This is a genomic window from Providencia sp. PROV189, assembly GCF_028480065.1.
Lineage (GTDB): Bacteria > Pseudomonadota > Gammaproteobacteria > Enterobacterales > Enterobacteriaceae > Providencia > Providencia stuartii.
This window is the reverse complement of sequence record NZ_JAMPOG010000011.1, coordinates 87,581-102,259: the sequence shown is the minus strand read 5'-3', so window position 1 is coordinate 102,259 and position 14,679 is coordinate 87,581. Positions and strand designations below refer to the sequence as shown.

At 38.5% G+C, this 14,679-nt stretch carries 13 protein-coding genes; 12 read left to right on the top strand and 1 reads right to left on the bottom strand.

Annotated elements, in window-relative coordinates; translation table 11 throughout:
- Positions 1–27 precede the first annotated feature (27 nt).
- The 10 genes from PR833_RS09430 to PR833_RS09385 all read left to right on the top strand — a co-directional run bounded on the left by PR833_RS09430 (position 28) and on the right by PR833_RS09385 (position 9,369).
- On the top strand, positions 28–702 hold the full coding sequence (locus PR833_RS09430) for a hypothetical protein (RefSeq protein ID WP_088498925.1): 675 nt from the start codon (positions 28–30) through the stop codon (positions 700–702).
- Between the two features lie 1,034 nt (positions 703–1,736).
- A complete protein-coding gene (locus PR833_RS09425) occupies positions 1,737–2,006 on the top strand; it encodes a helix-turn-helix domain-containing protein (RefSeq protein ID WP_004926025.1) in 270 nt (89 codons plus the stop codon).
- 197 nt (positions 2,007–2,203) lie between these two features.
- The gene (locus tag PR833_RS09420; protein ID WP_014656906.1) at positions 2,204–2,755 is read left to right on the top strand and encodes a fimbrial protein; all 552 of its coding nucleotides are present in this window, start codon (positions 2,204–2,206) and stop codon (positions 2,753–2,755) included.
- A gap of 60 nt (positions 2,756–2,815) precedes the next feature.
- A complete protein-coding gene (locus tag PR833_RS09415; protein ID WP_223854619.1) occupies positions 2,816–3,397 on the top strand; it encodes a fimbrial protein in 582 nt (193 codons plus the stop codon).
- 58 nt (positions 3,398–3,455) lie between these two features.
- Positions 3,456–5,972 (top strand): fimbria/pilus outer membrane usher protein, encoded by a 2,517-nt coding sequence (locus PR833_RS09410; RefSeq protein WP_272526052.1) that lies wholly within the window; start codon positions 3,456–3,458, stop codon positions 5,970–5,972.
- A gap of 53 nt (positions 5,973–6,025) precedes the next feature.
- The gene (locus tag PR833_RS09405) at positions 6,026–6,763 is read left to right on the top strand and encodes a fimbrial biogenesis chaperone (protein WP_036942049.1); all 738 of its coding nucleotides are present in this window, start codon (positions 6,026–6,028) and stop codon (positions 6,761–6,763) included.
- A 39-nt stretch (positions 6,764–6,802) separates the two neighbouring features.
- Positions 6,803–7,210, top strand: coding sequence for a hypothetical protein (locus tag PR833_RS09400; protein ID WP_004926032.1), 408 nt, complete (start codon positions 6,803–6,805; stop codon positions 7,208–7,210).
- Positions 7,203–7,730 (top strand): fimbrial protein, encoded by a 528-nt coding sequence (locus PR833_RS09395; protein WP_053110144.1) that lies wholly within the window; start codon positions 7,203–7,205, stop codon positions 7,728–7,730. The genes PR833_RS09400 and PR833_RS09395 overlap by 8 nt, the downstream gene beginning before the upstream one ends.
- Entirely contained in the window at positions 7,730–8,251 is a 522-nt protein-coding gene (locus PR833_RS09390) for a fimbrial protein (RefSeq protein ID WP_004926037.1), read from the top strand. The genes PR833_RS09395 and PR833_RS09390 overlap by 1 nt, the downstream gene beginning before the upstream one ends.
- A gap of 14 nt (positions 8,252–8,265) precedes the next feature.
- Positions 8,266–9,369 (top strand): hypothetical protein, encoded by a 1,104-nt coding sequence (locus PR833_RS09385; protein ID WP_004926039.1) that lies wholly within the window; start codon positions 8,266–8,268, stop codon positions 9,367–9,369.
- A gap of 511 nt (positions 9,370–9,880) precedes the next feature.
- Here the strand turns inward: PR833_RS09385 and chiP are convergent.
- Entirely contained in the window at positions 9,881–11,266 is a 1,386-nt protein-coding gene (gene chiP / locus PR833_RS09380) for a chitoporin ChiP (RefSeq protein ID WP_169342291.1), read from the bottom strand.
- Positions 11,267–11,701: 435 nt separating this feature from the next.
- On the opposite strand from chiP, the gene PR833_RS09375 reads away from it, so the two are divergent.
- Together PR833_RS09375 and PR833_RS09370 are read left to right on the top strand one after the other, a co-directional pair.
- The gene (locus PR833_RS09375; protein ID WP_014656899.1) at positions 11,702–12,898 is read left to right on the top strand and encodes an MFS transporter; all 1,197 of its coding nucleotides are present in this window, start codon (positions 11,702–11,704) and stop codon (positions 12,896–12,898) included.
- Between the two features lie 2 nt (positions 12,899–12,900).
- The gene (locus tag PR833_RS09370) at positions 12,901–14,673 is read left to right on the top strand and encodes an SDR family NAD(P)-dependent oxidoreductase (protein WP_272526051.1); all 1,773 of its coding nucleotides are present in this window, start codon (positions 12,901–12,903) and stop codon (positions 14,671–14,673) included.
- Positions 14,674–14,679: the final 6 nt, after the last annotated feature.

Sequence of the window (14,679 nt, the reverse complement as noted above, 5' to 3'; positions counted from 1 at the left end):
TTAATGTCCAATAGGAGGAAATAAGGCATGGAAAATAAGCAATTTTCAGATCAAGAATTAGATGAGCTATGGAAAAAAGCGTTATTTATTTCCCGTGATAATGAAGGAAAAGGCTTCCGCAAGGATGAACAGGGAAACTGGATCTGTCGTCATGAATATGGCAATCGGAAAAGTGAATATGGTTGGTTTCCAATGAAAATAGAACACAGCCAAGGTACCAATCAGCTTAATGATTATACCCCCGTGCATTGGAAGGTCGTTGACAAGTTAGGTCAGCCTTCTGAGCCGAAATATCGTTTAAAAATGCTACCAATAGAAAGTATCAGTGCTGAGCGGATTAACCAATTATGGCAAATGGCAGTAAAACACTCCGCGGATAATGAGCAAAAAGGGTTTCGAGTAGATATTTTTGGTCAGTGGGTTGGTCATAAGAACTATGGTGAGCAAAATAGCCCATATGGTTGGGTCGCGGTGTTAGTTGATGACATTTCCAATAAAGGCGCAGATAAAAAACTCGGCGTACTCCCCATTAACTTACAACTTCTGTTGACGTTGCAAAATGAGATGAATAAAGATGAAGAAGGGTGGACCGTGTGGGATACAGCTTGCTTAAGCGTTAATGCTTTACAGTTTGGTTTTGATTTTATTGGCGCTTCTTTTAGTGCCGCTTTCTCGGCTCCATTTTCTTTTTTTGACATATAGCACTCGTCGTTTCATAGACTCTATTTAAGCGGTTAGTTGGTATCGGCTAGATATGCTAAACGTTGCAGCTTGTACCATCTCTGAGTGGTAGGAATAAGTTGCACTCATCGCCCGCCAGATAAAGCGGGTTTTTTGTTGTATTAAAGAGGGAAGTCCATGAATGGTCATACGGAGTGAAGTGAACATGGTGGAATAACATTATGGAATTTCTTCGATAAATAGGGCGTGCTTAAATTGAAATTCATGTTATATGCTTAAAATAGAAAAGCGCAACAGTTAATATCAGTCAGATTATGATTGGTTTTGGTTTTCAGTAGTAAAATAAAAGTTTAAATAGAGCATAGTCATACTATGGTTCTTTATTAAAAATTATTTGATATAAAATGGATAATGCCATGGTTAAAATATAATTAAATAATTAGTTTCTATATAAAAATATATCTTAATAATAATGGTGTATTTTAAATCAAAGATAGTTTTATTTTAATTATTCTATTTTTATTTAATATTTTTCCACCCTGACTTTACTCTATAATGGTGTAATTTCAATTTCTTATGTTGTAAGTGTTTTTTATTTAGTTTTCTTGAGTGGGATTATTACTTTTCTTAGCTTTAATATACTGTTTTATATCCTATAGTTTTGATTTAAATAATTACTTTAGATAAGTGTATTTTTATCTGTTTATTTTCGCTATTTTTATTGAAATAGCAAGAAAATTAATTGCAAAAAACATTATTCAATATTGAAGTATATTTTTTAACTATTTGATAATAATGATTTTATATTATTATTCCATCGTGATAAACGATCGATTTGCTTATTTTTGATAGGATTTAGCTATTGATAATTGGGTGTTTGATCGATATAAACGTATTTACACATTTAATTGATAAATCTATATTTTAATAAAATTATATTTTTATTTATTATCAGTGAATCCATTTGCTAATTTAATTATTAGTAATAAGAGAAGGCTATTTAAAAATAGTGACTTTATTATGAAACTTAAATATCTGACGATTGGTTTTTTAATATGAGCAAAAATAGAATTTTATTAAGACAAGATATTGGTGATTTTTTAAGAGCAGCGAGAAGAGGTAAATCTTTAACTGGTCTTCAACTTGGAAAAATGTTGCATATTAGCCAACAACAAATTTCCCGTTACGAACGAGGAGAAACAAGTATCAGCATTGAAACATTAGATGTTTTATTAAAAGGATTAGATATGGATTGGTCAGACTTTTTTTTCAAAGTGATGGCAAATTATTCGGCTGAAATAGCGGAATTAAAACTCTACAGATAGCCTCCAGTAGCAGAATTTAACGACGGTAATTTATACGCGAAGCGCCATTGCGTATGCAAGGAGACGAAAGCGGTTTGATCAGGGATGATTTTTTTATTGTTACCTATTAAGAATCAATTAGTAAATTCCATAATATCAATGCCTTATGATGAATTTATAGCAATTTAAGTCTTATTTTATATTGAAAGGAAAAACACATGAAACTAGTAAAATTCACGCAAGTGGTTGTTGTTGCTACATCTGTTGCCTCTTTCAACACGACTGCGGATAACTTAGGTACAGTGGATTTTATCGGTACAGTCGTCAGTACCCCCTGTAATATCGCCCAATCATCATTAAAACAAACTATTGATTTCGGACAGCTTTCTCGTCGTGCACTTGAGAATGGTAGGGTTGCCGAGGTGGATTTTAATATTGAATTCACGGGGTGTGATTTTACAGACTTCGATAAAGATGCAGAAGGAAAGCCAATGGCAGTGAAAACCATGGAATTGGTGTTTACAGGTAAAAGCTATGCTGACGCTGCAAGCACATTACTCTCAACATCGGTGGACAACACGAATAATGTCGGTGTTGGTATTGAGGGTTTCGAGTTCGGTAAAGCGAAGGATGTTTTATCGCGGATAGCGAACAAAAAAGGAGATAATACATTAAAATTCAAAGCATTTGCGAAAGCCGTAGACACAACAAAAGATGTTGTTGAAGGGCAGTTCAATGCAACCTCCAACTTCCGAATTACTTACCAGTAAACAGGATAGCCGTCCGCCAGCCTTTTGCTGGCGGAATCATCAAGGCATGCGGAGGGTGCTGTGAGTGCTTACAAACATTTTAGTCGCCACATTATACAATTCATGATGCTGTGGGTACTTGGTCACGCTACCGTGTATGCTGCGATTGATACACAGCGCCATTCTTTCAATGGAATGACCCGAATAGTAGGAACAGTGATTGCCACTCCCTGTTCAATAGCTATGACTGATCGTTACCAAACAATCAATTTTTCCCCGTTGACCTTACCGCTATTATCCACAGCCAGCGGTCGTGAGCGCTATAGCCAACCCTTTATCATTGAGCTACATGGTTGCGGCAGCATGCACTCGACAATCGACAGTAAAACATGGTCAATACGTTTTTCCGGACATACAACTCAAAATATAAATGCCTTTGTATTACAGGGGCCTTCACACGGCTTAGGCATTTCCGTATTGGATGAACAACGAAAAAGATTGGTTCCTGAGCAGCGCTATTTTTTGTCTAACCACGTGTTACGACAAGACAAATCTGGGGAGACTCTTTTTTTACGTTACTTCTTACAACTCGAGCTGACAGGGCAACCGATTCAAGCAGGTAGCTATCAAGGTTTGGTTCGTTTTTTCATCGACTATCAATAAGAAACAGAAATAAGGGCCTCATCACTTATTTTTGAGGTGTTTCTTTGTCGTATTAGGGATGGAACAGAGCATGGTGTTTAAACATAGCAAACTACGGCGGGTTATTTTATTGGCGTTTGGCCTGACGACATGGGGCGCGAGTGCTGCTGAATTCAATACTGATGTGCTGGATGCAGAAGATCTGCAAAATATCGATATAAGCCGATTCTCTGTCGCCGGATATGTACCGCCGGGAGATTATGTTTTAACTGTGTGGGTTAATGGGCTGCGCTTAGGCGCCCCACGTGATATTTCCGTATATGAGAAAAGCCCTTCTGCCGAGCAACGCTCTCCATTTGTTTGTATACCAACAGATATGCTGCAATTAATAGGATTGACGCATTCTGCAAAGCGCAAATTAACCACGTTAAACGAAGGGCGATGCCTAGATTTATCATTGTTATCCGGGGCACAAACTCAAGTTGAGCTATCAACATTATCATTAAAAATAACTATCCCTCAAATGTGGATGGAGTACAGAGATCCCTACTGGATACCGCCAGCATTATGGGAGGAAGGTGTAAACGGGGGATTTATTGATTTCAATGCGAACGCGTCAGCAACAAAAGAAAAAGGCGGCACTAAACGAGTTTATTTATCAACCAATGGAACGATGGGGATAAATACCGGCGCTTGGCGCTTTCGCGGGGATTATAATGGAAGCTACCAAAAACAGCGTGGAGGATACTCGCCACAAGAAACACATCAGTTTGATTTCAGCCGGTTATATGCATTCACTTCATTAACAGAGTCAGCCGCTATTTTGACGTTAGGCGAGAATTATTTTTATTCTGATATTTTTGACGCTTGGCAATATAGCGGGGTGTCATTAGAAAGTGACGATAGAATGCTCCCTCCCAAGCTGGTTGGTTATGCACCTGAAATTATCGGCGTAGCCAATACCAATGCGACGGTGATCGTCCGTAGCCAAGATAGGGTTATCTCTGAAACGCTTGTTCCACCAGGGCCTTTTCGTATTCAAACATTAGAGAGTGGGATTCGAGGTATATTGGATGTCACCGTGAGAGAAGAAAATGGCGAAGAGAAGACATTTACGGCTAGCACAGCGTCACTGCCTTATTTAACGCGACCGGGACGCCTTATTTATAAGTTAGTCGGTGGAAAAACGCGTTATGATAGCCATCATCTTACAGGTAAGCCCGTTATTGGTGGCGAGTTTTCCTATGGCGTCTCTAATGCTTGGTCATTGTACGGAGGCTCTCAGTTAAATGGTTATTATCAGGCGCTAGCGGTAGGTTTAGGGCGTGATCTTTTTTCCATTGGCGCTATTTCCGTTGATATCACTCAGTCCTTTGCTGATCTTGAAGATAAGAAGCGACGAGGGCGCTCTTATCGAGTCAACTATGCTAAATCCTTTGATGATTTGCGTACGGATATTACATTTGCAGGCTACCGTTTTGCCGATAAAGACTACCGGACGTTGACACAATTTTCTGATGAGGCGCGTACAGGTATTACCCCCTATGCGCCGAAAACGAATTATCAAATTTACCTGAATAAGTACTTTGAAAACTTTAATATTTCCTTAAATTATCAATACAGTACTTATTGGCAAAACGATCCTCAAACACAATATGGGATGTATGCAAGTACCCATCTCAACTTGCCAGCCTTATCTCAACATGGGGCGAGTTTATCGCTGTCTGCTACGCGAACAGAGCGGGATAATGGTTTTGAAGATGATGCAATTAATCTATACCTAACGGTTCCTCTTTATACAGGGCATAGCTTAACGTTTTCAGAGCTTTACTCTCGCTCATCCGGTCATAATCAATTCAATCACAACGTGGGTTATAGCGGCTACAACACGACCGATAATTACAGCTTAAATATGGGTTATCACCATGGCCAAAACATGGATAACCAAACCAGCCTTAGTGGTTTCTATTCTCGAGACTTATCGCAAGCGAATATCTCAGCAAATGCCAGCTATGTACCGCATGAATATCGTAGTGTGGGAGCCTCCATAAACAGTGGAATAACCGCGACCGCTAAAGGTGTTGCATTACATCGTTCAGCAAATGGTGACACGCGATTAATGATAGATACGTCGGGGATCAGCGGCGTGCCTTTAGATAATGGCGTGATCAAAACCAACGCTTTTGGGGTAGCGGTAATCCCAAATGTGAATAGCTATCGTAAGTCTACTGCATCCATTAATACCAGCAAATTACCCGATAATTTAGAGACGTTAACGTCGACAACCGATATTACGCTCACTAAAGGAGCGATTGGTTATCGCCATTTAACGGTGATGAAGGGAGAAAAACTCTTTGCCATTTTGTTATTAGAGAACGGCAAGAAACCGCCTTTTGGTGCCAGTGTACGCAATGCTGATAATCGTGAATTAGGTATTGTCGGGGAAGATGGAGTGACTTGGTTAGTGGGCGTTTCGGCACAAGAGTCGTTATTTGTTTATTGGGATAACCAAAAGCAATGCGGGATCAAATTGCCAGAGACGTTTGTTGTGTCGTCGGACATGTTGTTACTGCCATGCCTACGGGGGAAGTTGTAGTTTCATTCATCATCTAGGTAAAAAATAATTAAATTAGGTTTATGAGGTTAGGTATGTTGAATTTATATTTACGTCATGGGCTGTTTGTCGGTTGTTGTTTATTTCTGTTGCTAACCACGCTATATGCGCATAGTGCCGTCACATTAGATAGAACTCGGATCGTTTTTCCCGGAGATGAACGCGCGATCAATATCAGGATCACGAATGATAATCCTGAAGAAGCTTATTTGGCACAAAGCTGGATAGAAGATTTACAAGGAAATAAATTAACCAAAGGTGCGATTTTAGCGACACCACCTTTGCAGCGAATTGAACCCAATAGCGATAGTTTAGTGCGATTAAGTGTGACACCGCTGCTGGAACAATTACCGCAAGATAGAGAATCGGTATTTTATTTTAATTTACGGGAAGTACCTCCTAAATCGACAGAAGGAAATACATTACAAATTGCTTTGCAGTCTCGCGTTAAGTTGTTTTATCGCCCTAAGAATATTTTGTCAGAGTCGCAGACGCAATGGGCACATAAGATCACACTGGCGAGAACGGCAAAAGGTTATCAACTGAATAATCATACGCCTTTTCATTTAACTGTTATTGGCTTAGGTAACAGCAAATCTCAATCTGAACAAAGTCGCTTTGATGTTGTTATGGTTCCACCTAAATCAACACACGACATTATATCACCTTCATTATCAACTCCTTATCTTACTTACATTAACGACTACGGTGGCAAGCCAACTCTGGCATTTCGTTGTATTGATGCGATTTGCACCGTGAGAGAGGAGCTGTGATAGCCATCTTGGCAGCAAACAATAAAAAGGAAGGAAATAATGAATTCAAAAATTGTATTGCTATGTCTACTTGCTCTGATTGGCGCTATAGGTAATTGGGCAAAAGCGGCGCCATTGATTTCCAATACATTGATAACGGGAGACGATGATGGGCAGCTATTACAAGGATGGGTAAGGGTTAATGCTGTTTTATTTCATGCTCCTTGTAATTTAATCAGCCACACTGAGGCTATTTTGACAGGATGTGGAAGTGGTGGGCTATTTCGTGGCAGTGCCCTTTTGAAAGGGGCTGCGAAAACGCCTGTCAAAGTACAATTTATTGATATGCGGCAAGGCGTTGTATTGGAATATTTTGAGATGAGCTTAGGTAATGGCAATAACCCAATACCGCTTCCTGAACTCAATAAAAATCAAAATAGAGTGGGGCTAGAGGTGAGTTATGAATAAAGCATTTATCTTAATTGCCATATGCTCTTTCAGCCCATTAAATGCGTTGGGTAAAAATCATTTAAATGTTGAATTTAAAGGTGAACTTATTCATCACGATTGCCAAATTGCAGCGGGATCTATTAATAAACAAATTCAATTAGGTTATTTGCGTAAACAATATCTTAATGAACATAGCGTCAGCGACGTGTTTCCCTTTTTTATTGAAATTAATAAATGTAGCCCATCTGATCTGAATAAAATAATCCGTCTAACATGGCAAAGCCATCAATTAATCGACATTGATGGTAACCATTATCTAACGACGCAAGGCGCAAGCGGGGCGTTACTTGGATTGATAGAAATGGATAAAGACAAGCAGCCTGTTATTTGGAATCAACCCATTAAGGTTGGTGTCGTGTCAGTCGTAGATAATCGCCAACAATTAAACTTTGGGGTATTTGTTCGTAAACCTGCAAGCGGTGAAATTAAAACGGGGGATTTTAAAGGCACGGCGACATTTGTGGTGGAGTACGAATAATGAAACAACACAAGACACTGATCACCGTGTTAATGCTATTTGGCTCGTTAGTTCATGCAGATGTTTTAGTGGAGGTCAGTGCAACTATGGTGGCGCCTAGCTGCAATATTCACAGTGAACATCATGGCTCTACGTTAAAAATAGATTTCGGTACGGTAAAGTTTGATGAATTAAATAGCGCTTCGCACCATAGAGCGTTTGCGATTCAACTTTCAGGGTGTGACTTTAATAAAGATTTAGCGATTATGCTGGCGCCGAAAGGGAACAATACATTCATTCATAATGGGCAAACAGTATTAGCGACCTCAATTTCTGGATTAGGGATCTCTTTCAATGAAGTCATCGACGGGGGCATCCGTCCTTTGGCGATGAACAAGCTGCAACGAATTAACCCACAACGGCTTAGCGCTACCGAATACCAAACTGATTTACAGGCGCGCCTTGTTAATCGCATTCCTGCTGAACAATTAGCGGCAGGTAAGTTCACTTCTGCTATGACAATTTTAGTCGCGTATGACTAATAAGGGCTAAAGCGATGTGTGATTTTAAAGATGATGGTCGTAGGTATATGACAGCTAAAAATTATGCGTGGATGATAGGTTTATCTTTAATGATAAATAGCTTAGATGCAACGGCTGATTACGCAGCTCAAATTGTCGACCCCAACACAGGGTATGTGATCAAATTAGAGCGTAACAGTGAATTAGTGGCGACGCCACTTGTTGGCTCTAATGGAAAAAATTATTACCGCATTGGCAATACGATGCTAATTGATAGTGCCAGTAAAGATGTGAGTGTATCCGGTTATGTTAAATGCTTAGGTCGGCAATGGGGAGAGAGCAGTGTAGGCATCCCATCGGAAAACGCATTTCATCGCTTATTTATGTATGCGCCAATGGCTGGTGTCTATATTGAAGGGAGACCAGCCTATCAAATCAACAGTAATTTAGTCATGACGGTTGAAACAAACTTGATGAGTTGGGTCAATATTGACGCTGCGGTTTGTTCTAATGGCTTTGATGGAGACATTTTTCCTTCGGGGCAGTTCTATAGCCAATTTCCAATCAAATTAACCTTCTATATTAATGAGCGAATTATTGATGGGCAATTAGTGATAAATGCTATGGATTTAGGTGGCTATGTTCGCGCTTATACCGCCAAGAAAACGGTACCGCCTTACGACAGCTGGCCTATCAATGAGACAACGGTTCCATTACGGCTGGCTGCTTCACAAATTCATATTGGCTCTCTGTGCACGACCATGACTAGCACAGGGCAAGCAGAAACCGTCAGCCTACGTCATGGCAAACTCAGTAGTGTGAATTACGATAGTACAGTGGTAGAAAAAGTCACTTACAGTTGTAAGTTTAAATCATCGACTAACATCCGATTACGTTTGGATTACACCAAAGATGATGACCCTCAAAAGCGCTTGCCATTAAAAAGCCAGTTAAACCATCACGATGTCATTTATAGTGAATTAACAATGACCGATGAAGCGACAGGGCAAACGGGGCAAAGTTTAAACCTTGAGATCCATCAACTCGATACCATCAGCATTACCAGTCGCATTCAAGGGCAAAATGCAGCTGCGGGGGATTATCGAGGATCTGCGTGGTTGATTGCGACTTATGATTAACTTGTCTTGCTGACAATAAGCTATTCGGTTGAGCCGTAAGAGCCAGTTATCTTGAAACAGGTTTGGGAAGCGTGCCTTGGTCTGTTTTTGTTAGATAATCATCTCGCTGGTTTCATTTATTGCATTAGGAGGAAAATGGCGGCTCAACCCATCCTCTGTTATTGATGAATACGCTGAATAAAATTTGAAGGTGTTTTGCTCAACCATTTTTTAAACATGGTCGAGAATGCACCCACACATCGCGTTTTATGCTATCGACGCGATTTAGAGGGATATTTCGCATAATGGCTCGCATTAACTCAGATGGAAATATCATTTCTATTTTTGGCAGCTTGGCTAGCCTTGTTTGTTTGCTATTGCCATTTTTAGCGATAATGGATAGGGGCTATCCGTAGTTATGAGTGAAATACCGGTCATAATTATGACCGGCATAAATGAAAAGATAACGATCATTTGCTATTAAAAAACCTAAGCATCCAAGAAAAATAAATTTAATAAATTATTGTGTTAATTAAAAAATCGTAAATGGGGCAGTCACAATAAATTTGATATCTTTTTCATCTTGGAAAATGTTATTAAATCCTCCACCCCAGCTTGGGATATCGCTATGGTTATCAAAACGAGTGTAATGTAATTTAAAGGTAGTATCCTTAGCTTTACCAGTTTGAATGGTGTAGAGAATATCAAAATTCCATGCACTTTCTCTGACGCGTTGGCTTTGGTCATAAATTGGATTATTACTCGGTTTTGCATCCCAAGCATAAACATAAGAGGTGCCGATTTTCCAACCTGCGAGATCCCAACTGGATAAATCATAGGTCACACCAGCAAATAGCGCTTTTTCATTGTCGGAGTTGAAATCTGAACGGGCATCCCACCAAACATCTATACGACCATTTGAAGTGCCGTAAGCCGAGGTCATGCGCTGTAAGAAGTAACCTTGTTGACCAGGAGAGTGCACCATCGTTCCTTCAACTTGGAAGTCTAAAGCATCGTAGGTATAGCCTAAAGTGAACGCCTGTAACCAAGCTAATCCATCATAGACATCATTAACACCACCACTATTGTCTTTATCTTGTGCGCCGTAGAATTGATACGATACTCTTAAATCACGTCCAGCAAGCGGGAATGCGTAAGAGATCTTGGCAAGATATTGATCCATATAACCTTCAGCTTGACCAACTGCACCCTCTAGCACCAGCTTGTTTTTGGCATCATATTTCACACCCAGTGAGTGTAAATAATCAATCGTGGTTGTTGAGTCGGCTTCGCGGAATTCATACATTTCACGATACCATGGCGCTTTATATTGATCCGTCCACATATAGGAAATATTAAATTTCCCACTGTCCTCGGTATCAAATTCAGCCCCCACTTCGGCACCACGGTAAGTACCGGGTAAAAAGCTCCAGTTGGTGGCTAACAAAGTTTGACCACTTGGTTGTATATAGCCTGCTTTACCCCAAAATGGCCCTAATTTTAATTTTGTTGCAGCGGTCGTGAAGGTAAACCCATTACGGTCGCCTGTGCCTTTCTCATCCCAAACATTTTTGGCATCACTAAAGCCAATTTCATTCGGTGCGGCAGGGCCGCCGTTTGATAATTCGACAGCAGTATACCCGGCAAAATCAAAGCCAATAAAATCTTGAATATAACCAGAAGAAAAGTCGAGAGCTATATTTAATGATGAGTGTTTAAGATTATCTGTATATTGACCATATTTATCACTGCCGGGTGTTAATTCTTTTCTTGATCTATCCCTTTGCCAATAATAGATGCCACCTTTTAATGTTGCATCATCAAAAAATGGTTGAGCATTGATTTTAGGAATATAACAACTTGCGGTTAATATAGAAAATATCTCTAATGCTAATAGTTTTTTAGTATGCTTAATCATGGAATTAGCCATTCTTTATTCCTCAATATTGATTGAATTAATTAATTGATTTTTATTTTTTATAAATAATGAAGGGCAAAGTGATAAATAAAACACTAAGCCAATAACATTTATATTTTGTGATTAATATTAAGCAATCTGAAAAGTAGGGTTTTATGAATTTAAGAGAATGTCATTTGCCAATAGGGACCATGGTAGCTGTTGATATCGAGATATTATATAAGGTTGGGTTTTTATACTGAGTGATCTTGTTTTTTTTGGATTAAATTGCGGCGCTGGATTTCTAAATGCTGTTTTTAAAAGTGAAAACCTTTAATGCATTATCCAGTATTTTATTATGTGACGTATAAAAACAAAAAAATGTCACCTTTAGCTATTAAAAGTTTTTTAAATTTATATTTATATTATGAAAAATGGAAAATAAGAGGGTTTGATATGAGTGAATCAGTCGGATCTATGAAGTCTCAAAAAATGCAGTTATCAACATGGCGAGTTTATCTTTCACCTATTATAGGTGGAATATTTATTCCGATGATGTTCTTGTGGGCACCATTAATTACTATTCAAATGGATAAGGAACTTGGTTTTTCGCCAGAAAAAGTAGGTTTTATCTATATGATAGAAATTTTAACCGGGATGTTAGCAAACGTTATTGCCTTCTTTTGGTTAAAAACAAAGATAAACTGGTATCATATTTATGTGGCTATGATCCTACTTACCGCGGTATTAAACATTATCTCAGGTTTTTTAATTAAAGATCATTTTAATCTTTATATTGCTATCAGAATCCTCTCTGCAATATCAGGATCGACTATTTTTATCATAACCAATTCGTGTATGGCGTTATTGCCAAACTCGTATCGAGCGTTCAGTATCTCCCTATTTAGCCAAATTATATTAGGGAGTTTAGGGCTGTTTATTTTACCGCTATTCCTTGAAAGTTATGGCATATTTTCAGTTTATGTTTTCGTGTCCATACTGTTAGTTTGTGTTTTACCGCTAACTAAAGGTATAGATGCTATTTGGCGAATGAAAGAGGAAAATATTTTTAAAGAACAAGCCCAAGGAGCGGTAAAAAATCGTACAGTAAAAAATGAGATGTATCTATGCTTAGCCGGTATCTTCTTATTTAATGTCGTGGTTGCTGGTGTTTGGACATTTATTGGAGGTTATCTTAGCGCGTTACAAGTCGATCTTTCAGTCGTGTATAACATTTTAGGTTCGGCAAGTATGGTCGGTATATTGGGCGCGGGAACTTCAATTTTATTTAGTAAAAAAGTAAATTTAGTTTTTGTTACTTGCTTTATATTTTTAATCGCATCTGTGCTAGCAATGTACTTAAATACTAGCATCATGCTTGTGATTATCAGTTGTTACGCTTTTAAATATATATGGACACTAATATTACCATTTACGATGAGTATTGCTGCTGAATATGAAGTCGATGGAAATGTTATGAACCTTACATCACTTACATTGGGGCTGGGTATCGCGTTAGGGCCGATGTTTAGCGGAATGTTAATTGAGCGTGTTAGTTTTTCTGCAATGTTTTTATTCAATTTATTATTACTTGTTGCCTCCATGGTAATCATTATGAAAATAATTTTTAAAAATAATAAAGATAAGGCTTAATAATGACAAAAAATTTAAATCATTATCATGTGCATACTACGTGGAATGAAGTACTAGACGGAATATCGTTAAAGAATAAAAAGTATCTAATCACAGGCGCTAATATTGGATTAGGCAAAGAGTCTGCTAAGGCAATATTAAGCCATGAAGGATATGTTGTTCTTACCGTCAGGACAGAGGAAAAAAAACAACAACTTTATACGGAGCTTTCTTCACAATTTGATGATGCTTTATTTGAAATTAAATTGCTTGATTTGTCATCGTTAAATGATATTCGGCGTTTCGTAAAGCAAATTATTCTAGAAGATGTGAAACTTGATGGGATATTAGCTAATGCCGGGGTAATGGCCACTGATTTTAAATTAACCGTCGATGGATTTGAACAACAGTTTGGCATTAATCATTTAGGGCATTTTCTATTAATTAACAAACTGACACCTTGCTTATTAAAAGGTGCAAGGGTTGTTATGATGACATCGGGGGCGCATCGCTTAAGTAATGTCGATTTAGATGATCCAAATTTCAATCATCGACCATACAGCCGTTGGACTGCATACGGGCAATCTAAATCAGCAAATGTATTATTTGCATTTGAGTTTGATAGGCGCTGGAAAGATTATAATATTCGAGCTTTTGCGGTAGCCCCCGGCATTGTTCTTGATACAAACCTACATCTGCATTTGCAGCACGATGATTTTAAAGAGTTAGCAGAGAAACAGGACACCAATAAAGTACCTGTAAAATCATTATCAGCCGGTGTTGCAACACAGATTATGGCATTGTGTCACCCTGAATTTGCGGATAAAGGGGGGATTTTTTTAGAACATTGCAGTTATTCTCAAATTAATGAGGATACACGGCAGGGAACGGGGGTTATTCCATGGGTACTGGATGTCGCTTTCGGTCAAAAATTATGGCACCTCTCGGAAGAAATGGTGAATGAAACATTCACAGAATACGCCAAACTGAAATCTGAAGTGAGTTATGGGGAGTTGGGCCATAATCGTTTACCTCAAAGCAAAAAAATTAGCCTGACAGGGATAGAATTTAAAACAGAAAACGCAGTGATTGAGATCTTTTTCGATCAAAAGAGCTGCACGATAGAAGGTTATCACCAACAAGGTATTTTTATCCCGAAAGAGGCAAATTATGAAGCGGTTGAGGTGAGAAATAATCTGTTTTTTGTGGATCTTTTATTTCCAGAGCATACGGAAATTACGCTATCTATTGCACTCGATTTTACCACAAATAAAGCGCTATTTATTCTTACACAATATCAGCCTAAAAGTTTGCCTGATCACAGCAAGCCAATACCATTAAAGTTAGCGTCTAATTATCAGCAATATTTTACACCAGCAATAATACTGACTGGAAACCATAAAGTTAATGAATGCCGGTATCCTTTTATTACGAGTGATTTGATTGGCAGTCGGGCGTTATATTGTTATTCGAATTTACCACCGACAGTGTATGAGCATATTTATATCAATTCACATTGGTATTGCTATAACGTCATTAATGGTATCAGAAAAGGTGATGGGGGATGCGATCAAGTGAGTTATTATAAGTTTGACGATTCTACTTATGTGGTGACTTGGCGAGAGCTATTAATCGACCTATCCTTTGTTTTTGTTTATGACTTGGAGAATAAGACGACAACAGGGAAAGGCTGGGGAAATCTGTCAGAAGTGAATAAAATGATTAATATTCCAGCCGGTGCAAATATTATTTCTCTTAACTCATTAAATTACCCATTAAATTATATTCCAACATAAGGTGTT